Origin of the sequence: Rhodococcus sp. ACPA4, from assembly GCF_002300185.1 — a bacterium.
Taxonomy (GTDB): domain Bacteria; phylum Actinomycetota; class Actinomycetes; order Mycobacteriales; family Mycobacteriaceae; genus Rhodococcus_F; species Rhodococcus_F globerula.
On record NZ_NSDY01000001.1, the window covers coordinates 2236809 to 2257168 of the forward strand.

Sequence of the window (20360 nt, forward strand, 5' to 3'; positions counted from 1 at the left end):
TGAAGAACTACTTTCAACGGTGGGAGCAGTGTCACGACGTCCATGCCCAACTGGCCGTCCGGACATCCGACTCGGGTTCACGGTGAAGCTGCACCCGCAAGTGACGCTCGACAAGGCGTTCCACGACGTCGCCGCCCCACTCCACCACGACCACCGCATCGGTGAGGTCGGTATCGAGGTCCAGGGCGTCGAGCTCGTCAAGAGCGTGCGGCCCGCTGTCGCCGAGGCGATACGCGTCGACGTGAATCATCCCGACGGGTGTTCCGCCGTCGGCGCGAATGCCGGGGCGATGCTCGCGCGCGATGACAAATGTCGGTGACGTCACGCGTCCCTGCACGCCGAGGCCCGCACCGATACCGCGGGTCAGTGCCGTTTTTCCGGCGCCGAGGGGACCGTCGAGAACCACGAGGTCACCGGCGACAAGTCCGGCCGCCAGCCTGCGACCGAATGCCTCCGTGTCTTCCGTCGTCTCCAGAGTGACGGTTCCTGATTCAGGGAGGGTTTCAGCCGACATCGGACCTCACTTGACTATGTGTACGTGAGACAAGACTCTCGATCGCATCCGTGACGATAGCCGGGAACTCCAGCTGGATCAGGTGACCGCCGCCGCGAATTCGCACCAGGTCGGACTCCGGCAACGCATCCGCCAGCAGTTGCGAGCTGGCAAACGGAATCATCATGTCCTGATCGCCGCAGATCACCACAGCCGGAGTGTGCGCGAGGACGGGCAGAGACCCACTCTCGTCATGCAATTCGAGGGTCCGCAGAAAATTGACGATGGTGACAACCGACGTGCGATCGAGCATCCCGTCCGACAGCTCGTGCAGTCGAGGGCTCACGTCCGTGCCGTACGACGCTGCCCGCAGGATCGGTGTGATGAGCACACGCGCAGCGCCACGGGCATGCTGTACGACGCCCGGGGACGTCCGCACAGCCAGACGGAAACCGTCGATGATCGGATTCTGCAGATTGCGAGTGAGTCCGGTTTCGGCGAGACCCGCTGCGGTGGTCGATACCAACCCGACACCGACAACTCGGCCACCGGCGAACCATTCCGGTCGCTGACCGGCAAGCGCGAGCACTGTCATGCCGCCCATCGAATGACCGACAAGCACAACCGGACCGATCGGCACCTTGGCTTCGATGACCGACGCCAGATCACGGCCGAGTTGCGAGACCGTACAACTCTTCGCGCGGGGCATGCCCGAATCACCGTGCCCGCGCTGGTCGTAGAACACCATCCGAACGTCGTCACCCCACCGCTCGGCAAGCTGACGACGCTGAAAATGCCAGGAAAACGCGCTCAGACAATATCCGTGCACAAAGACAACCGTCAGTGGAGCGTCGTCCGGCCCGACTTCGCGGACTGCCAGATCAACCCCGTCGTCGGTGCGTACAACGCTCGCGCGGTCCCGCGTCATCAGGTCGAAGTCTTCGTCTGCGTAGATCTCTCGACCTGGCCGAGTGGCCGTCTTCAACGCGTTGACGCCGGCCATGGAACCGAGTGCAATCGCACTGAGGAGCCCACCGAGGATGCTCATTCGTCCTGCAGTCTTCACGAGATACCCTCCCCGCCGATGTACGTACGTTCGGTTCGCCCGCGCAGGCCGGTCACGATCTCGTAGTGAATGGTGTCCAGCACTTCCGCCCAGGCTTGCGCGTTGGGTTCGCCCTGATCTCCGTTGCCGAAGAAGATGGCGGTGTCGCCCTCGCGCACACCGTCACCATCTGGTCCGAGATCGACCATCACCTGGTCCATGCAGATCCGTCCGACGGCTTGACGACGCTTACCGCCGAGTTGGACCTCGAAACGCCCGCTCAACGAGCGCGGAAGCCCGTCGGCATAGCCGACGGGGAGCAATGCCAGGGTGGTGTCGCGCGGCGCGGTCCAGAGGTGTCCGTAGGAAACCCCCTCACCGGCAGCCACCTTCTTCACCAGAATCACCTTCGCTCGCAACGTCATTGCCGGTCGGAGACCGAAATCGCCCATCTCTGGTACGGGCGACAACCCGTATATCGCAATTCCCGGCCGAACCATGTCAAATCGCAGGTCAGGACGGGTTACCGTCGCCGCCGAGTTGGAAAGGTGCACAACCTCGGGTTCGAATCCGTGAGCCCGGACGTCGGCAACTGCATCGATCAGACGTTGCTTCTGGTGGTCGATGACGTCGTGGTGCGGTTCGTCCGAATGCGCCAGGTGCGAAAACACTCCGCGCAACCGGATCGTGCCCTCGTTTCGCGCCGCGACGAGGTCTGCCAGCATCTGCGGCCAGTCGGTCTGCGAGACGCCGTTGCGATTGAGTCCGGTGTCGACCTTCAGCGTCACCGTGGCAGTTCGTCCGAGATCCCGCGCGGCGGTCACCACCGCGGCCAGGTGCCGCGGAGACGAAACCCCGATTTCCACGTCGGCGGAAATGGCGGCGGCAAAATCGGCGTCGACGCCATGCAGCCACGCCAGTACCGGAGCGGTGATCCCCGCTGCCCGCAGGACCAAGGCCTCGCCGATCGTGGTGACACCGAGTTCGCGGGCACCGGCGGAGAGTGCAGTGCGCGCAACAGCAACGGCACCGTGGTTGTACCCGTCAGCTTTGATGACTGCCATCAGTGCCGCGTCACCGGCGAACTCACGAAGAACCCGCACGTTGTGGGCGATGGCATCGAGGTCCACGACCGCCTCGGTCTGCGGACCTCCTGTTGCCGCGACGCTTGCCGACTCCCCTTCTTCTGGGTCTTTCGGGGCTCTTCCTTCGGCAAGCTTCATGGCGTCAATCCTGCCACTCTCGCGAATTCCGACATCAATTCGGGTTTGACATCACTCAATTCCGCGCGACGCTGCGCAACACTCTTACTGCGTCACGCACACTCCCGAGCAGCGGCGATGCAGAGATCGGTGCACCGGCAACGTCGGCGTGGCCGCCTGCGGCCGCCAAGTTCGCGGCAAGAGAGTGTGTTCTGGCTCCCACGGCCGCAGCGTCGAGCGGTGCAAGCCCGGCAGCGAGCAGCGCCCCGATCACACCGGACAAAACGTCACCCGATCCTGCGGTCGACGCCCACGAGCCACCCGCATCATTGACCAACACCTGTCCGCCTCGATCAGCGATCACCGTCGTGTGCCCCTTGAGGAGCACCGTCGCACCGAGATCCGACGCCAAGGCGCGTGCAGCACCGACCCGATCAGACCCCACCTCGGTGCCAGCCAATCGTGCGAACTCACCCGCGTGCGGAGTCAGAAGCGTCGGTGCGGTGCGTCGACGTGCCAGATCAAGATTCTCGGCCAGCAAGCTCAACCCGTCCGCATCGACCAGGACCGGGACATCCGTCGCGAGAACAGATGCAAGCAGCGCCGCCGCGTCGGCATCGGTCCCCATACCCGGACCGACCACCCACGCCTGAACGCGCCCCGCGTCTTCGAAGGCCGCGCTTGCGATCACCTCGGGGAAACGTGAGAGCACCTCGGCCGCGCCGTGACCCGCGTAACGCACCAGACCCGACGTCGCCGTGACCGCTGCCCCCGTACACAACACACCAGCCCCCGGATACTGCGCACTCCCCGCGATCACCCCAACAACGCCCTGCGAATACTTGTCGTCACTCGGGCCCGGAACCGGCCAGCGCGCACCCACTTCCGCCGGATCGAGGGAGCGGAAATCCGACTCACCGAGATCCAGACCGATGTCGATCAGCTCCACCCGACCGCACCGCTGCGGTGCCAACACATGCACAGGTTTGAGCGCGCCGAACGTCACCGTCACCGCAGCTGTGACCGCAGGCCCGTCGACGCCCCCGGTGTTCGGGTCCACACCACTGGGAAGATCTACCGCCACGATCGGGCAGCGGACTTGCTCCACCAGCGCGGCCGCCGCAGGGCGTAACGAACCACGACCCGAAATCCCGACAATCCCGTCGACCACCAGATCCGGTGTACCGAGGTCGGACTCGATACGCCCACCCGCTCGGCGGAAAGCCTCGAGGCCCCGCCGGTGCGCGCGCTCCGGGTCGAGCAGGACCGCACGCACAGCAACTCCGCGCTTACGCAGGAACGCTCCGGCCCAGAGCGCGTCACCGCCGTTGTCGCCACTGCCGACCAGCAGAGTCACCGACCTCGAAGCGAGTAATCCTGTGTACAAACGCAATTCGTCGGCAACAACCCGAGCGAGTCCATACGCGGCCCGGCGCATCAACACTCCGTCGGGCAACGACGCCAGCAGCGGCGCCTCCGCTTCGCGAACCTGATCTGCCGTGTAGTACCCGCGCATGCCGGAACCCTTCGTTTGCCAGTCGCTACCCTCGGAACCATGAAAGCACGTCTCGTCCCGATGTTCGCGGGCCTCGTTCTCACCGCCGGCCTCGTCGGGTGCAGTTCCAGCACGGATTCCACCCCGAGTGCGCCCGAAACCACGCTGAGTGGCCCCGTCGTCACCGTCACCGGGATGGCCTACTCCCCCGCATCCATCACCGTGAACGTGGGTGACACGGTCACCTGGGTGTTCGACGACGGAGGCATGGCCCACGACGTCAAAGGCATCGGCAGTGCCCGAAGCCTGCTCCGAAGCCCGCTCAAGAAGTCGGGCACCTACACGGCCACCTTCGACGAACCCGGAACCTACGACTACACCTGCACACCGCACCCCGACATGCGAGGCACTGTGATCGTTCAATAGCTGTCGGCAGCAGTGAGGCCCGCAACCGGAAGGTTGCGGGCCTCACTGATTTCACCGAAAGCTATTCGACGGTAACCGATTTCGCCAGGTTACGCGGCTTGTCGACGTCGTAGCCACGTGCCGCAGCCACCTCCGCGGCAAAGATCTGCAGCGGTACCGTGGACAGCAACGGCTGCAATAGGGTCGGCGACGCCGGGATCTCGATCAGGTGATCCGCGTGCGCACGTACTGCGTCGTCACCTTCCTCGGCGATCACGATCGTCGTTGCACCACGCGCCTTGATCTCCTGAATGTTGGACACCAACTTCGAGTGCAACACCGCACGGCCCTTCGGCGACGGCATGACGATGATGACCGGCAGGCCCTCCTCGATCAACGCGATCGGCCCGTGCTTGAGCTCGCCCGCCGCAAAGCCCTCGGCATGCATGTACGCAAGCTCCTTGAGCTTGAGCGCACCCTCGAGCGCAACCGGGTACCCAACGTGACGCCCCAGGAACAGAACCGTCGACGCATGCGCAAACGTGCGAGCCAGCTCACGGATCGGTTCCGCGTTCTCGATGACCTTGCTCACCAGAGCCGGCATCGCCTCGAGGTCCGCGTACTCACGGGCAACTTCGTCCGGGTACTTGGTGCCGCGCGCCTGCGCCAGGGCCAACCCGACAAGGTAATTTGCCGTCACCTGCGCCAGGAATGCCTTGGTGGACGCGACGGCGATTTCCGGTCCCGCCCGCGTGTAGAGAACAGCGTCCGCCTCACGGGGGATCTGCGCGCCGTTGGTGTTGCAGATCGCGAGAACCCGAGCCTTCTGATCCTTGGCATGCTTGACGGCTTCGAGCGTATCGGCGGTCTCGCCGGACTGCGAGATGGCAACAACCAGCGTCGAACGGTCCAGAACCGGGTCCCGGTAACGGAATTCGCTCGCCAGCTCCACCTCGACCGGAAGCCGAGTCCAATGTTCGATCGCATACTTCGCCAACAAACCGGAGTGATACGCGCTGCCACAGGCCACGACAAAAACCTTGTCGACGTCGCGCAGTTCCTGGTCGGACAACCGCTGCTCGTCGAGAACGATCTTGCCGTTCTCGAAGTGCCCGAGAAGCGTATCCGCAACTGCGGTCGGCTGCTCCTCGATCTCCTTGAGCATGAAGTAGTCGTGACCGCCCTTTTCGGCAGCCGCAAGATCCCAGTCGATTTGGAACGGGCGCCCCTGCGCTTCGTTGCCGGAGAAATCGGAGATCCGGTAGCTGTTCGCGGTGATCACCACCGCCTGATCCTGACCGAGTTCCACCGCGTCGCGTGTGTGCTCGATGAACGCCGCCACATCGGAACCGAGGAACATCTCGCCCTCACCGACACCCACCACCAACGGCGTCGAACGACGCGCAGCGACAATCGTGTCCGCATGATCGGCGTGCGTGAACAGCAACGTGAACGCGCCTTCGAGACGACGGACAACCGACAACGCGCTCTCGACGAAATCACCCGCAGTCGGGCCCTCCGCGTACGCACGCGCCACCAGATGGACCGTTACCTCGGTATCGGTGTCACTGAGCAGTTCGATGCCGGCAGCCTCGAGCTCAGCACGCAGCGGAGCGAAGTTCTCGATGATGCCGTTGTGGACCACCGCAAGCTTCCCACTCGCGTCGCGATGCGGGTGGGCATTCCGATCGGTCGGTCGACCATGTGTAGCCCACCGGGTATGACCCATGCCCGTTGAGCCGACAAAGCTGTCCGCACCGATCTCTTCCAACTCAGCTTCGAGGTTGGCCAGCTTCCCGGCCTTACGCTCGATCTCAACGCCACCCACTCCGTCGAGAATCGCGATTCCCGAGGAGTCGTAGCCGCGATACTCCATTCGCCGCAAAGCCTCCACCACGACACCCAGAGCTGGGCGGTGGCCGACGTATCCCACGATTCCGCACATGGTGAATCAGGGTACTTGGACACCCGTGGCACGCGCATTCTGCGGTTGCCAGGGCACGCCGACGGCCACATCGGATAACGTCTTGATCCGTGGCACCGAAACTGAAGGCACTGACCCGTGAGCTGTCCAAGCGCGGACCGCACCGCGTTCTGCGCGGCAACCTCGCTCTGGCCGGTCAACCAGGAGTCGTCTACACCCCGGAAACCGGCTTCAATCTCCCCGCCGTCGGCTTCGGGCACGGCTGGATGGTCGGTGCGCACAAATACGAACAAACACTTCAGCATCTCGCTTCCTGGGGAATTGTCGCCGCAGCACCCGAAAGTGAGCGTGGCCCCGTCCCCTCGCACCTCGGATTGGCCGCAGACCTGCGCTCGACCCTCGACATCTGCGTCGGCGTCCGACTCGGTCCCGGGCAGATCAGCGTTCATCCTGACCACGTCGCATTTGCCGGACACGGGATGGGTGCCGGTGCCGCGGTCCTCGCAGCCGCACAACGTGGAAACGTCGCCGCCGTCGCCGCGCTCTTCCCCGCACCCACCGCCCCCAAAGCCGAGAACTACGCGTCCAAGATCACAGCCCCCGGGCTGATCCTCGCCGGCGAGGACGACGTCGACTCACTCACCAGCAACGCCCGCCCGCTCACCCGCGAATGGGGCGGACCCGTAATCGGACGAACCGTCGACGACGCCCAGGATGCTGGTCTCATCGAAGGGCGTCGCCTTCTGGGAGCATTGGGCCTCGGCGGCTCCGAGCGCAAAACACAGGCCACGACGCGTTGCCTACTGACGGGATTCCTTCTATTCCACCTGACCGGCGACAAGCGCTACGAAGCATTTGCCGATCAGGACACCGAATTCCCGCACACCTCGCCCATGTTCGACGCGGATACTCAGTCCGACACCCACTCTCAGTCCGACGCTCGCCGGAGCCAGGCAGTTTCCCGGTAATCAGCACTCGAATCTTGTACCGGCTGGCCGGACTTCGCAGCGTCGCCAGGCATCGCAGTGTCGCCAGGCATCGACGCGGACGCTGATCGCAGAAACGCGCCCTGTTCGAAGGGCAAACGCCCGAACTCCTTCACACCGGTAGACAATTCGCCGAATTGTGCACACCGCTGTTGGTGGTCACGTTCGGCAGCAGATCGTCGCATGCGAAATTCGGCGAGTTGCGAATCCATGGCCGCATTGATGGCGTCGAACTGCGACAAACTCATATCGGCCCCGCCCCGGCTAATTCGGCTCCGGTCACGATCGGTTCGTTCAGCGACTCACGGTGTTCTGGCGGTGCAGGGTCTTCTGACGGCGCAGTGTCTACTGGAGTTGGATTCGGGGGTTGGTACGGCTGCGGAGCGGGCTCCGGCGCCTCGGACATTACGGGAGCGGCATCCGTCTCCACCGCGATTCTCGGCCAGCCGTGCTCGTCCAATTCCACAGTGACAGTGACGGACTCCCCTGACAGGTCACGAACTTCAAGGCTGACCCCACGTCCGTCCGGCGCGAGCGAGAACCCCCAGGTATTTGCACCGACCGCCAACTCGAGTGCAGGTGCAACCCTGTCTCCCGACGGTTCGACTGCTTGCGGCACGGATGTCTGCGCCGCGTCGGCCGGAACTGAAGAATGCCGCGTTTCGGTAGATTCACTCTCGACCGGAAACAGTTCGGACACGATACCAGCGGCAACCCCGAAAGCGTCAGTCAGAGCCACCCGGGCCTGCTCGCAGGCGCGGTCGAACTCGTCGCGGGTATCCACGTACACAGGCCTGAAGATCTGATCGATCCAAGGTCTGACGAGATCTGCTGCTGCTCTACAAGTTTCGATCTGATCGACCGGCGCGGCATATCGCACCGCTCTGAATTGCTCATCCGACAACGGCGCAAACCACGTGGCAGCCTTGGCAACTGCGTCCACGCCCCCTTGCTGCGTGCTCACGTCCACCAGCTGATCGATGCGCTGCGCATCGATACCGCCGATCGTTTCTCGATTCAGCGACGCAACCTTGAAAGCCTTGTCCACCACGGCAGTTCGAACGATTCCTGCCAGTTCGTCGGCGACGGAAATCAGCAACGGCATGGCTTCGACATCGACTTCCGCTCTTCGCTGCTCGTCGCGCACTCGTCCGGCAACGTCGTCCACAGCCTCGACATTCCAGATTTCCGCGAGCGACTCGGACAGGACCGCGAAGTCCTGCGAATCGCGCGACGACGCTTCCGCCGCAAGGGACATCGTCGACACGTCAGCGTGCAGAGCCTGCAGATCGATTCCCGATTCGGCACGATACATCTCGTCGTAGCTACCCAGCGGTCGCATTTCGATACCGAGACGAGTGGCCGCGTCGTGAAAACGCTCGAAGAAATCCAATCCGACGCTACCGGAGTCGAGAATTTCGTCCGGAACCGACAACGAATTACGTTGCGCAATAATAGATTCCGCAGCATCTGCCGAAGCTGTCGACGTGGCCGCATTGCGAATCGGCATCAGAAACCTGATTTCGTATACTCGCGGCCGTGCATTCGCAATTGGTCTGCCAATCCCAGATCGACATCCGCAATCGCTTGGGCGGAAGTACCGATACGCGCGCCGAGAGCCTCGACGAACTGGGCACGTTCCACCATCCGTATCCGGAGCCCACCCAGCGCAGCAGCTAGCGTGTTGCCACACTCGACGTAATCCCGGCCTGCACACGCGCCCGAGAACTCGGGAAATTCCAACGTTCGGGCAGTCACACCCATCTGTTGCGCAAGCGCCGCTGTCCGACGCTCGAGCTCATCGGTAGCAGTGTGGTCGATATCCATGCGGAACTCCGTTTCGCCCGGCCGCACGAAAGATCCGGCGGTCCATGACTACTTGGACGCACGAACCCCGTGGGTCGTTCCCACGAGAATTCAGTTCCCCACCGGACGATCACGCTACATGCGGTTACACCGCTGCGACGGTTTCTGCCAGCTCGTCGGCAAGCTTGCGTGCCACACCAAGATCCGCAGCTTCGACCATGACTCGCACCAATTGTTCGGTACCGGAAGGTCGAAGCAGAACACGGCCGGCGTCACCGAGCACACGCTCGGCATCGGCGACCGCTGCCATTACCGAGGTCGCTGCGGCAACTGCTGCTTTGTCTTCCACCCTCACATTCACCAAGACCTGCGGAAGCGACGTCATCGTTGCGGCGAGCTGCGAGGACGACTTACCCGTCTGCGCCATCCTGGCCAGCAATCGAAGTCCGGTGAGCACGCCGTCTCCGGTTGTTCCGAATCCGGGGAACACCACGTGTCCGGACTGTTCGCCGCCCAAGCTGTATCCGCCGGTACGAAGTTCTTCCAACACATAGCGGTCACCGACCGCCGCTGTGACCACGTCGATACCCGCTGCCCGCATCGCAAGGTGCAAACCCAGGTTGCTCATGACGGTCGCCACGAGTGTGTTGTCGACCAATTCTCCGGATTCGTGCATCGCCACCGCCAGCACCGCCATGATCACGTCGCCGTCGATCACTGCCCCGGTCTCGTCGACGGCGAGGCAACGGTCGGCGTCACCGTCGTGGGCAAGACCAAGATCGGCGCCGTGCTCGACCACTGCTTTCTGCAGATTCTCCAGGTGAGTGGATCCACAACCGTCGTTGATGTTGAGGCCGTCCGGTTCGGCGCTGATCGCGATCACCGTCGCACCCGCAGCCCGATAGGCCGCCGGGCCGACCTCGGAGGCTGCCCCATTTGCGCAGTCCACAACAACGGTCAGGCCGTCGAGCGGCTGAGTCAGAGCGGTGCCGAGATGCTGCAAGTAGAGCGCAGCGGCATCACCGACCGGGCGTACTCGCCCGATACCCGCGCCGGTCGGCAACTTCGGCGCCACACCACCGTCGATGGCGGCCTCGATTGCGGCCTCGACATCGTCGTCGAGTTTGTGTCCACCCGCGGCAAAGATCTTGATGCCGTTGTCCGGCATCGGATTGTGAGAGGCGGAGATCATCACGCCGAGACTCGCATCGAACAAACCAGTCAGATAGGCAACCGCTGGTGTCGGCAGAACGCCGACATCCAAGACGTCGATGCCGGCCGAAGTCAGCCCCGCCGTGACAGCTGCCTGGAGCATTTCACCGCTCGCACGAGGATCGCGTCCGACGACCGCGGTCGGGCGGCGGGTGCCACCACCGGTTGATTCAGCTGCCAGAACATGCGCAGCCGCTATCGACAATCGCAGCGCAAGATCCGCCGTCAGATCACCATTGGCCAAGCCGCGCACACCGTCAGTTCCGAACAACCGCCCCATCGAACAACTCCCTGAATATCTTGTGCGAGTTCTGTGAAATATCTTTCCCGAAAAACACAAGAGCAGGCGTCCGGTAACGATGGACGCCTGCTCTCGAGTCGAACAGGTGCCGAAGCAGACCAGCCGGTCAACCTCGGCGAAGCATCAACGCTTCGAGTACTGCGATGCCTTACGAGCCTTCTTCAGTCCGTACTTCTTACGCTCGACTGCGCGAGCGTCACGGGTCAGGAAGCCGGCCTTCTTGAGTGCCGGACGATCATCGGGGGTGACCTCGATGAGCGCACGAGCGATAGCCAGACGCAACGCGCCTGCCTGACCGGACGGTCCGCCACCGTGCAGCAGTGCAACGATGTCGAAAGACTCGGGACGCTCAACCGTAACCAGCGGAGCCTTGATCAGCTGCTGGTGCACCTTGTTCGGGAAGTAATCCTCGATGGTGCGGCCGTTGAGCTTGAACTGGCCGGTGCCGGGGATCATGCGGACGCGGACGACCGCTTCCTTACGACGACCAACGGTCTGGATCGGGCGATCGATGACGATCGGTGCCAGCGTAGCCGCTGCAACCTCTTCGACGACCTCGACTGCTTCGGCGGCGAATTCTTCCACTGCCTCGATGTTTTCTTCGGTCACGTTCTGCTCTTCCGGCGATGTCACTGTGCGACCTGCTTGATCTCGAACGGCACCGGCTGCTGCGCGGTGTGGGGGTGATTCGGGCCCGCGTAGACCTTGAGCTTGCTGCTCATCGCGCGACCAAGCTTGGTCTTCGGGAGCATGCCGACGATGGCCTTCTCCACGAGGCGATCGGGGGTCCGGTCGAGGACCTCTCCGACGGTGCGGGACTTCAGGCCACCCGGGAATCCGGAGTGGTGGTAGACCTTCTTGCCAACGAGCTTGTTGCCGCTGATGGCAACCTTCTCGGCGTTGATGACGACGACGAAGTCGCCACCATCGATGTGCGGAGCGTAGGTGGGCTTGTGCTTACCGCGCAGCAGGGTCGCTGCCTGAACGGCAAGACGGCCCAGCACCACGTCGGTGGCGTCGATGACGTGCCACGTGTGGGTCACATCTCCGGCCTTCGGGGTGTACGTAGACACAGAACTTCCTCGTCTTAATTCATTCCACTGCTGACCATGTGCGTATCGCATAGACAATTCTCGGCGGCCAGTTGAGACCCGAGAACCGCTGGACCCTGCGCATCGAGTTCCGGGAATCGAACGTGCAGTCGAACACACGATCAAACATCCGGACATCAACATGCGGAGGCCTACGGCACGCCACCGATAGACGATACCGGTATCAACCGTCTCCGGTCAAAGAGAGTCCGGACTACCGTTGGCAGCATTCATACAAGAGCTTTCTACCCCGACGACCGATGCTCGTCGGGGTAGAAAACGGAAAGCCACATGCGACGTGAAGTCAGCGCCCGAAGCCGTTCGCGGCGGCGCGATCGGCGTCGCGCATCGAATCGGAACCACTCGCGGTTGCGTTGGCGATCTGAGCCAGCACGATGTTCAGCTCTTCCGACGCCTGCCCCCACCGACGCTGAGCGTCGTTCCAGGCTTCAGAACCCGCACCTTCCCATCCCGCCTGCAGGTTGTCGACAACAACCTTGATCTCGCCCTGCTTGTCGTTGATCGCCTGCGCCTGACGCTTCATTTCGTCAGACAACATGGCAAGTCCGCCGAAGTCGTACCTGATCATGTTCTCGCTCATAACCACTCCCGTTCCACTTTATGTCCGTATCGAATCTGATCTCTGTATGTCTGTCGCATCCGGGACGATCTCAGTCGACTCACCGAATGTTCTTGCGCGGAGCCTGATTCAGAGCACTCAGGACATGTTGACGGTCGCGCCGCGCAACGAACTCACGTTGTCGGATTCTGCGCTGTCGAACGTTCCGGCCGACTGCTTGATCTGCTCACAGATATCGCCCAGCGCCGTATCGAGCTTCATGGCAGCGTTGTTGTAGCGCACCATGATGTCGGCATATTCGGTGTGCGCACTGCCCTTCCACGAACCGCTCGACGCCTCCGCCTCGGATCGAACAGCATTCACCAGACCTCTGATGTCGCCCAAATGGCCGTTGATGACATTCGCCGAACTGATCAATTCAGCGGTAGTTGCGGTAAAGCCCATGTTTCCCCCTGGTTGTGATGTGCATGCGCGGTGTCGGCGGTGGCTCACATCCGGCGGACCTTCGCCGGCAACAAGTACCTGATGTGCGCTACACATACTTGGACGCCGCGCACTCGCCGACGGTTCCGGCGGTTCGAAAAGAAATTTCGCGCGGTCAATTCACGGACGACAGTGATTCGACGATCTGAGCGCACTCCGGCTCGAACGCGTCCCATTCACCGACGAGGTACTGGCATCCGATACTCACCTGCCTGCCACGTTCGACAAATACCTGCCACCGAACTTCGGAATATCCATCCGGAAATTCCCTGTACAACAGAACCTTTCGTCCGTCCACGGCAACAGTGGACTCGAGGTTTCCGAAGCGGAGTGGATCCTCTATCGCCGAAAGCTGCTCACGCAGATCGATCTCGACCGCGTCGAACTCGACGCCTGCACGGAGCTCCTTCTCGACGATGACGATTTTGCGATCATTCCCAGACTCCGGAATCAAGTCCATCCGTCCTGGGGCCGATCCGCCGCGATCGGGCGCCCACCCCGCCGGCACGACAACGCTCACGTTGCCACCGGCGAGCGGGATTGTTGTCGTTGCCACGGCCGACGTAGTGGAAGGCACCAGCGTGCTCGGCTGGGCACTCCCCAGTGTGGTCGGTTGTGCGGTCGGCGGCACCACATCGGCAGACTCACCGTCAGTAGTTCGGGCTTCGACCGCAGTACCTTCGACCGCAGTGCCTTCGACGCCGCCTCGCCCGGTCGCGACCGCCACGCCCACCCCGAGCAGTCCGACAACAACGACTGACACCGCCAGCATCGGCAACCAGCGGCGCTGGCGGACACCCGAATCGGCTGGCGTGACCAGCCTTGACGGCGGCACCCACCGATCTCCGAATGCCGAGTTGTCCACAGCCCGACCCGCCGAATTTTCTGCTGTGACCGACTCCAGACGCACCCGCGGATCAACGATCGCTCGCACGATCCGACTCTCGTCGAGAACACGCACGCTCGCGTAGCCGTGAATGCTTCGCGACCCACGCTCCAAGGACGACGCAATCGAATGCGAATGTCGCCCGACAACTACTACAGAGTCCCGAACTGTCAGTTCCTCGAATTCACCGAATAGTTGCGGCAATTCCGACAGTGCTCTGCGCTGGGTGTTCATGAGCGTGACGTCTCCGTCGAAATCGCGCACACACGAAACGACAACATCACCACCGCGGATCTCCACCACGATGCACCTCGCTCGCCAGCTCCCCCGGGTGGCGCGCGCAATCGCAATCGCGGTCGGGACCAGGACAACGTCGTACCCGACCTGGCGCGCAGCGTCGAGCAACCGTCCCTTTCGGGTATTTCCCCACTCGGTCGGATAGCTCAGGTACAGCACATCCGCATCTGCCAGACCGCAACCTTGCACGGTGTGCAAAATCAAGTGCACCAGTTCGAGATCGGTAGGCGCGATTCGTCCACCGATCTCCATGTAGTTGTCGTCGATGAAATCGAGCGGATTGACTGCAGGCAACGCGGCGGCCGGCGACGAATGCTGCTCGGTGTCGACTCTGCAACAGAATTCGCGTTGCCCGGTTGCCGACCACGCGTTGGACGAACCTATATGAACAGAAACCGACAACGTGTGACCCGATGTCACAGCGGTGGCATCCACGGTAGCTGCACCAGCTGGGTCTGCGACCGAGACACGTACGTACCCCGCCCCTGCGGCATCTCGGAACCACGCACGGCGCCAACCAGATTCCCCTCGTCGCGGCTGCCACTCATCACGACGCCGGCAGGTGCCATGTCGCGGATCCGGGCAATCACCGGTTCGAACAGTGCGCGCCCTGCCCCGCCGGATCGTCGGGCGATCACCAGATGCAGCCCCACGTCCTTCGAGTGGGGAATGAACTCGAGCAATGCCGCCACCGGGTTGCCGGTGGATGTTGCCACCAGGTCGTAGTCGTCGATGATCACGTAGATTTCCGGTCCCGACCACCACGAGCGTTCTCGCAGTTGTTGTTGCGTCGTATCCGAATTCGGCATTCTTCCGCCGACGATCCGAGCAAGGTCCGCCATCAGTTCACCGAATGTCGCCGCTGAGGCCGAGTATCCACCGAGGTGATTGCCGTCGACCACACCCAACATCGAATGGCGATAGTCACCGATGATCAATTTCGCCTGCGCCGGTGTGTTCGACGCCATGATCCCTTCGGCTATGCCGCGGAGCAGCGACGTTTTCCCGCAGGCGGTATCGCCGAATATCAGGAGGTGCGGATGCTCCGCGAAGTCCATGTAGACAGGTTCGAGGTCGGTTTCACCCAGCCCGACAGGTACCCGCAGACACCGACCGTCACCCGCGCTTGCCTGCGGCCACCTGTCTCCGACGGACGCGAGAAGCTCTGCACGCGTATATGATTCAGGGAGCATCCGAACTGCTGGAGCGGGTCGGGACGTCGACATAGCAGCGATGCGCATCACCGAATCAGATACCGCGGCGCTCAGTTCTACGCTGCTGGAGATACCATCCATACGCGGAAGCCCGGTCAACAAGTGCAGGCCTTCACGAGTGATACCGCGTCCCGCATGACGTTCCGGAACCAGATTCGCTTTCTGGCGCCCCGCGTCGGAGTCTCCTGGGTCACCCAGGCGAAGTTCAATCCGCGTGCCGAGCTGATCCTTCAATGCCGGCCGAATATCTGCCCACCTCGGCGCGGTGACCATGACGTGAACCCCGAATGACAATCCCTGCGCCGCAAGGATACTGATCGGCCCTTCCAGAGATTCGAAGTCGGAACGAACGCTTGGCCACCCGTCGATCACCAGGAAGACATCGCCGAACCTGTCGCGTTCGAGGCCGGCGGCGACACCAACTCCGCGGGGATCGGCAGTGCGCAGTCGCCGGAATTCGACCATCGAGTCGATACCGAGTTCACGGAAGAGCCGCTCCCGTTGCTGCACTACCGTCGAAACCTCCGCCACTGTTCGCCGGACCCTGTCCTGGTCGAGACGATTTGCCACCGAACCGACGTGCGGAAGGTCCCGCAGTCCCAGCAAGGTTCCGCCGCCGAAATCGAGGCAATAGAACTGCACCTGCTCCGCGGTATGCGTCAGAGCAAACGCCATGATCAGGGTCCGCAGTGCCGTCGATTTCCCCGACTGCGGGCCGCCGACAATCGCTACATTTCCGGTCGACCCATTGAGGTCGACAACAAGTGGGTCGCGCCGCTGGTCGAACGGCCTGTCGACAATTCCGAACGCTGCACTCAAATTCCCGCGGGGCAGATTCGGATCACGCGACACGGCGCGCGGAAGAAGCTGATCGAGCGTCGGAGACTCGGAGAGGGGAGGAAGCCACACTTCGTGCGCGCGCGGACCGTACTCCTTGATCCTGTCGACGAGAACTCCCATGAGCGTTCGTGATTCGTCACCTGCCTCCCCCATATCTACGAAGTCCGGCTCCACCACATCCTCCGGGATGTGATCACTGATCACCGTCGCAGCGGTGAACAACACCGGAGCGAGACCGACGGATTGTTCCGTCGCAAGTCGCGTCGGCGCAATCCTCGCGCCCTCGTAGGGTCCGGAGACGTACGCGCCTTGAAAGCGCACGATCTCGGCAGAATCCGCTTTCACATATCCGGCGCCTGGATTTCCGGGTAGATAGTATGCGTCGGGGACCCCCAACACGGTCCGAGACTCGTTGGCGGAGAATGTCTTCAAGCCGATTCGGTACGAAAGATGACTGTCGAGCCCGCGCAATTTCCCTTCGTCCAGACGTTGGCTGGCAAGCAGCAGGTGGATGTGCAGCGATCTGCCGAGCCGGCCAATCGCCACGAAGAGGTCAGCGAATTCCGGTTGTTGACTGAGCAATTCGGAGAACTCGTCCACTACGACGAACAGGGCAGGCAGCGGGTCGAGTGCGGCACCCGCCAACCGGGCTTTTTCGTAGTCCGACACATTTGCGAAGTTTCCCGCGGCCCGGAGGAGTTCTTGACGACGGTTCATTTCACCGGCAAGTGCGTCGCGCATTCGGTCCACCATGGCCAGTTCTTCGGCAAGGTTGGTGATGACGGCCGCAACGTGCGGTGCCTCTTCAAGACCGAGGAAGGTTGCCCCACCCTTGAAGTCCACGAGGACAAGATTGAGGGCGTTCGGCGAGTGTGTCGCGATCAAACCGAGCACAAGCGTCCGAAGAAACTCCGATTTTCCCGAACCTGTTGCCCCGATACACAAACCGTGCGGCCCCATTCCGTTCTCAGCGGATTCCTTGAGGTCGAGTTCGACAGGTTGACCGTCGGCACCGACACCGATCGGCACCCGCAGTCGATCACGTCCCTGGCGAGGCAACCACGCATGCTCCGGGTTGAACCGCGCAGCGTTTCCGATGCCCAGCATCTGACTCCACGAGCGCGACGCCGTGTCGTCGTCCCCCGAATCGACAGCGTTCTGTGAAGCAGCACGGTACGGTGCCATCCGTCGGCCGAAGGTCTGGGCGGTAGTCGTGGAGACGGAATCAGGGCGCGCAAACTTCTCGACGCCGGCACTACTGACCGCGCCCACTTGATCGGGAGCGACCACCAGACGCAAACCACGACTGGCCGACAACGACGACGAGAAACCACACAGGTCCAGGATCGTCACCGAATCCAGACCCGCTCCCGTCAACAGACCCGAATCGCCTTCCAGCAATCCGCCGTCGACGACAACGACGACATGCGGCACACCTGACGATGCGGGCGCGTTTCGCGAGAAGCGGCCTCGCATCGAAAGTTGCTCACCCAGAGCACCTTCCAACTCGAGATAGGAGCCGTACACCATCCGCGCCGCGCCCGCCCCGTCATATGCCTCCGGGTGCTGCGTGTGCGGCAACCACTTGACCCATTCCCATTCGACCTGAGTATCGGGGCCACGCACCACAGCGATCTGCAATATGTCAGGACCGTGAAAAGTACACAACTGCATCAACATCGCCCTGACCAACGACCGCGCCGCGTCCCGCTGACCTTCGAGCGCTATCGAGGCGAACCCCCGCAGCGATACCGCAGTCGGAAGATCCTCGACCACCGAATGGGAACGGACAAATCGTCGAAGCGACACGGATGCAACCGGTTCGAGGTCTTCAACCGGTCCGGTCTCCGGCGAGATCAGACGAGTCGCCAGTCTCTGACTGCCGAGACCGACACGCACGTGACAATAATCGGGGTCCGTAATCTGACGCTCCCACATGCGTGACGTGCCTGCCAGGGTCCACAGCAACGACGGCTGCGGACTACTCCATTCGAGTGCCCGACGTTGCGCCTGCCCGGTCTCGTCGACATCACGACGCAACTGATCGAGATAACGAAGATAGTCCTTACGGTCCTCGTTGACCTCGGCGGTCCGCGCGCCACCACTACGACCCCCACCGGCCAGCATCCCGAGCATCGAGACCATCATCATGATCGGAAACAACTGGGACATGGGATTTCGCGCCATTCCCGACGTGAACATCAACGCGACCATGCCGATCATTGCCACCACCATCACCACCGGCAACAATTTGGTCAGCAGATTGCCAGGAGTCGCACGAGGGATCTCGGGCGGCGCCTGCAACGTCACCTCGCCGCCTGGCGCCCGCGGCGCCTCACGCCGAGCCCGACGCAAAAATCTGACTGTACTCACTTCGCCCCCTACAGCGCTGCGATGTGTCCGACATCAACCGGACCGCCCCCACGGCACAAAGTCCACGCAACGAGAAGACACTAACCCATCGGGCCGACAAGACCTTCGAGCGCAACCGTTCCACTGGAGCAGTGGCGGCAGCAATTCCCAGTCCGGTGTCGTATGGTTCCGATAAAGAAGGGGGACGCGAACGGGGAATCGCGTCGAAGGGTGGGGTTCGACAGTGAACAGTGGGGTTGATTCATGAGCATGTCGACAACCGACACGGCGCCGGCGGCGCCAGGTGATCGTCGTAGCGCACCGTCGGCAGAGCTGTGTCGACTGACAGTTCTCTCGGCACATTCGCAGGTCGATCTCGCAGTGCCGCTGCGCATTCCGCTCGTACTGGTCATTCCCGGCATAGTCGACACTATTCGAAGCCACAGCGGCTCCAATGATTTCGACACCGTATCCGAACAATTCGAACCGACGGACTGGACACTGGCCAAGGTTGGCCGCGCACCGCTGTCGGGCACGCTCTCCCTTCACGAGCATGGAATCCGTGACGGAGAACTACTCGTTCTCGAAGCCGCGGACGCTGCCGCTCCACCGCCGTTGTTCGACGACATCATGTACACCGTCGCCGCCACCGACGCGCAGACCTACCGGCGGTGGACACCACTGGCCGCACGGATCACCGGCTCTGTGATCGCTGTCCTCGCATCGTTACTCGGCTCCGCCGCGCTGATTGTCGGCGCAACCGGAATATCGGGCGCCACTTGCGCTTTCATCACGTCCCTTCTACTGACCATTGCGTCGATCGTGACGGCCCGCGTCTACCACGACAGTGGAAGCGCACTGGTCCTCGGTTGCGCCGGCGTTCCACTTGCATTCACGGCTGGTCTCCTTGCCGTGCCCGACGACCTAGAGGCGCCACACCTTCTCATGGGTTCCGTGCTCGTCGCATCGGTCGCTTTACTATGCCTGCGCCTCTGCGGCGTCGGGTTAGCCACATTCACAGCACTTTTCGGCATCTCGTTGGCCGCAACCGCAGCTACTGCGGCAGCAACGCTGCTGCCGCGCGTTTCGCTGGAAACTATAAGCGCAGTCGCCATCGCACTCGCGCTGATCACCCTCGCCTACTCGGCCCGGCTATCGATGATTCTTGCCAAGCTTCCGTTGCCACCAGTGCCGGTACCGGCAAATCCCTTGGACGAAGCTCGTGATTTTGCCGCCGAACCCGACATGCCGAATTTCGACGAACTGATCGAGCGAACCGGACGCGCCCGCAGTTACCTGACCGGTTTGGTGGTCGCGACATCCGTGACGGCGACGACCGGTGCGCTGAGCGTGGCCGCGGTCCATACCGACGACGGAATCGTCTGGTCCGGCCTTGCCCTTGCCGGAGTCACCGCAGGCGTTCTGATGCTCCGCGGACGCACATTTGCCGGTACCGCCCAGGCGGTTCCCCTCATCGCGTGTGGGGCTGCCACCGTGCTAGTTGTTCTGGGCGCCCAGATCTGGTCACACAAGGACGACGCCGTCGTCATATTTGCCCTCGCCATGGCCGTTCTCATCCTGGCACTCGTGCTCGGCATCCTCGCACCGAACCGGGTGTTCAGCCCGGTGATGCGACGGGTTGCAGAGTTGGTCGACTTGGCTGCAATCGCGCTGATCGTGCCTCTGATCTGTTGGGTGACCGATCTATTTTCGGTCATGCGCGGACTCTGAGCGTCGGACATACACGC

At 62.5% G+C, this 20360-nt stretch carries 18 protein-coding genes; 3 read left to right on the plus strand and 15 right to left on the minus strand.

Annotated elements, in window-relative coordinates; genetic code table 11:
• Positions 1 to 31: 31 nt before the first annotated feature.
• From tsaE to CJ178_RS10240, 4 genes are read right to left on the minus strand one after another with little or no spacing between them, the layout of a single operon-like run.
• Positions 32 to 514 (minus strand): tRNA (adenosine(37)-N6)-threonylcarbamoyltransferase complex ATPase subunit type 1 TsaE, encoded by a 483-nt coding sequence (gene tsaE / locus CJ178_RS10225; RefSeq protein ID WP_033231339.1) that lies wholly within the window; start codon positions 512 to 514, stop codon positions 32 to 34.
• A complete protein-coding gene (locus CJ178_RS10230; RefSeq protein ID WP_080711578.1) occupies positions 504 to 1559 on the minus strand; it encodes an alpha/beta fold hydrolase in 1056 nt (351 codons plus the stop codon). Before CJ178_RS10230 ends, tsaE begins: the two co-directional genes overlap by 11 nt.
• Complete coding sequence (alr, locus tag CJ178_RS10235) at positions 1556 to 2761, minus strand: alanine racemase (protein ID WP_045070789.1); 1206 nt, start codon at positions 2759 to 2761, stop codon at positions 1556 to 1558. The genes CJ178_RS10230 and alr overlap by 4 nt, the downstream gene beginning before the upstream one ends.
• 55 nt (positions 2762 to 2816) lie before the next feature.
• Positions 2817 to 4256, minus strand: coding sequence for an NAD(P)H-hydrate dehydratase (locus CJ178_RS10240; protein WP_095886645.1), 1440 nt, complete (start codon positions 4254 to 4256; stop codon positions 2817 to 2819).
• Positions 4257 to 4295: 39 nt separating this feature from the next.
• On the opposite strand from CJ178_RS10240, the gene CJ178_RS10245 reads away from it, so the two are divergent.
• Positions 4296 to 4661 (plus strand): plastocyanin/azurin family copper-binding protein, encoded by a 366-nt coding sequence (locus tag CJ178_RS10245; RefSeq protein ID WP_095886646.1) that lies wholly within the window; start codon positions 4296 to 4298, stop codon positions 4659 to 4661.
• A 61-nt stretch (positions 4662 to 4722) separates the two neighbouring features.
• Here the strand turns inward: CJ178_RS10245 and glmS are convergent, their stop codons facing one another.
• The gene (glmS, locus tag CJ178_RS10250) at positions 4723 to 6585 is read right to left on the minus strand and encodes a glutamine--fructose-6-phosphate transaminase (isomerizing) (protein WP_033231343.1); all 1863 of its coding nucleotides are present in this window, start codon (positions 6583 to 6585) and stop codon (positions 4723 to 4725) included.
• Between the two features lie 89 nt (positions 6586 to 6674).
• Here glmS and CJ178_RS10255 point away from each other — a divergent pair, with 89 nt between their 5' ends.
• Positions 6675 to 7532, plus strand: a complete 858-nt coding sequence (locus CJ178_RS10255) for a poly(ethylene terephthalate) hydrolase family protein (protein WP_095886647.1) — start codon at positions 6675 to 6677, stop codon at positions 7530 to 7532.
• Here CJ178_RS10255 and CJ178_RS10260 read toward each other — a convergent pair.
• The 10 genes from CJ178_RS10260 to eccCa form a co-directional block, all read right to left on the minus strand.
• A complete protein-coding gene (locus CJ178_RS10260) occupies positions 7493 to 7798 on the minus strand; it encodes a hypothetical protein (RefSeq protein WP_095886648.1) in 306 nt (101 codons plus the stop codon). The genes CJ178_RS10255 and CJ178_RS10260 overlap by 40 nt on opposite strands.
• Positions 7795 to 9060: a hypothetical protein gene (locus tag CJ178_RS10265; protein WP_095886649.1), complete on the minus strand. Its 1266-nt coding sequence runs from the start codon at positions 9058 to 9060 to the stop codon at positions 7795 to 7797. The genes CJ178_RS10260 and CJ178_RS10265 overlap by 4 nt, the downstream gene beginning before the upstream one ends.
• Positions 9060 to 9377 carry a hypothetical protein gene (locus CJ178_RS10270; RefSeq protein WP_095886650.1) on the minus strand — a complete coding sequence of 106 codons (318 nt, stop codon included), beginning with the start codon at positions 9375 to 9377 and terminating at the stop codon, positions 9060 to 9062. Before CJ178_RS10270 ends, CJ178_RS10265 begins: the two co-directional genes overlap by 1 nt.
• 124 nt (positions 9378 to 9501) lie before the next feature.
• Positions 9502 to 10848 (minus strand): phosphoglucosamine mutase, encoded by a 1347-nt coding sequence (gene glmM / locus CJ178_RS10275; RefSeq protein WP_033231345.1) that lies wholly within the window; start codon positions 10846 to 10848, stop codon positions 9502 to 9504.
• 144 nt (positions 10849 to 10992) lie between these two features.
• A complete protein-coding gene (gene rpsI, locus CJ178_RS10280) occupies positions 10993 to 11502 on the minus strand; it encodes a 30S ribosomal protein S9 (protein WP_033231346.1) in 510 nt (169 codons plus the stop codon).
• Entirely contained in the window at positions 11499 to 11942 is a 444-nt protein-coding gene (rplM, locus tag CJ178_RS10285; protein WP_033231347.1) for a 50S ribosomal protein L13, read from the minus strand. The genes rpsI and rplM overlap by 4 nt, the downstream gene beginning before the upstream one ends.
• A gap of 322 nt (positions 11943 to 12264) precedes the next feature.
• Positions 12265 to 12561, minus strand: coding sequence for a WXG100 family type VII secretion target (locus tag CJ178_RS10290; protein WP_033231348.1), 297 nt, complete (start codon positions 12559 to 12561; stop codon positions 12265 to 12267).
• Positions 12562 to 12678: 117 nt separating this feature from the next.
• Positions 12679 to 12984 (minus strand): WXG100 family type VII secretion target, encoded by a 306-nt coding sequence (locus CJ178_RS10295; protein WP_033231349.1) that lies wholly within the window; start codon positions 12982 to 12984, stop codon positions 12679 to 12681.
• A gap of 154 nt (positions 12985 to 13138) precedes the next feature.
• Complete coding sequence (locus CJ178_RS10300) at positions 13139 to 14641, minus strand: type VII secretion-associated protein (RefSeq protein ID WP_095886651.1); 1503 nt, start codon at positions 14639 to 14641, stop codon at positions 13139 to 13141.
• On the minus strand, positions 14623 to 18633 hold the full coding sequence (gene eccCa / locus CJ178_RS10305; protein WP_095886652.1) for a type VII secretion protein EccCa: 4011 nt from the start codon (positions 18631 to 18633) through the stop codon (positions 14623 to 14625). The genes CJ178_RS10300 and eccCa overlap by 19 nt, the downstream gene beginning before the upstream one ends.
• 243 nt (positions 18634 to 18876) lie before the next feature.
• Here eccCa and eccD point away from each other — a divergent pair, with 243 nt between their 5' ends.
• The gene (eccD, locus tag CJ178_RS10310; RefSeq protein WP_257013092.1) at positions 18877 to 20343 is read left to right on the plus strand and encodes a type VII secretion integral membrane protein EccD; all 1467 of its coding nucleotides are present in this window, start codon (positions 18877 to 18879) and stop codon (positions 20341 to 20343) included.
• Positions 20344 to 20360: the final 17 nt, after the last annotated feature.

Excerpts from the sequence above, each read along its gene's own strand:
- CJ178_RS10265 (WP_095886649.1), bottom strand. The coding sequence starts at position 9,060 with ATGCCGATTCGCAATGCGGCCACGTCGACAGCTTCGGCAGATGCTGCG.
- CJ178_RS10270 (WP_095886650.1), bottom strand. The coding sequence starts at position 9,377 with ATGGATATCGACCACACTGCTACCGATGAGCTCGAGCGTCGGACAGCG.
- glmS (WP_033231343.1), bottom strand. The coding sequence starts at position 6,585 with ATGTGCGGAATCGTGGGATACGTCGGCCACCGCCCAGCTCTGGGTGTC.
- CJ178_RS10240 (WP_095886645.1), bottom strand. The coding sequence starts at position 4,256 with ATGCGCGGGTACTACACGGCAGATCAGGTTCGCGAAGCGGAGGCGCCG.
- eccD (WP_257013092.1), top strand. The coding sequence starts at position 18,877 with ATGAGCATGTCGACAACCGACACGGCGCCGGCGGCGCCAGGTGATCGT.
- glmM (WP_033231345.1), bottom strand. The coding sequence starts at position 10,848 with ATGGGGCGGTTGTTCGGAACTGACGGTGTGCGCGGCTTGGCCAATGGT.
- CJ178_RS10260 (WP_095886648.1), bottom strand. The coding sequence starts at position 7,798 with ATGAGTTTGTCGCAGTTCGACGCCATCAATGCGGCCATGGATTCGCAA.
- alr (WP_045070789.1), bottom strand. The coding sequence starts at position 2,761 with ATGAAGCTTGCCGAAGGAAGAGCCCCGAAAGACCCAGAAGAAGGGGAG.
- CJ178_RS10245 (WP_095886646.1), top strand. The coding sequence starts at position 4,296 with ATGAAAGCACGTCTCGTCCCGATGTTCGCGGGCCTCGTTCTCACCGCC.
- CJ178_RS10295 (WP_033231349.1), bottom strand. The coding sequence starts at position 12,984 with ATGGGCTTTACCGCAACTACCGCTGAATTGATCAGTTCGGCGAATGTC.
- CJ178_RS10290 (WP_033231348.1), bottom strand. The coding sequence starts at position 12,561 with ATGAGCGAGAACATGATCAGGTACGACTTCGGCGGACTTGCCATGTTG.
- tsaE (WP_033231339.1), bottom strand. The coding sequence starts at position 514 with ATGTCGGCTGAAACCCTCCCTGAATCAGGAACCGTCACTCTGGAGACG.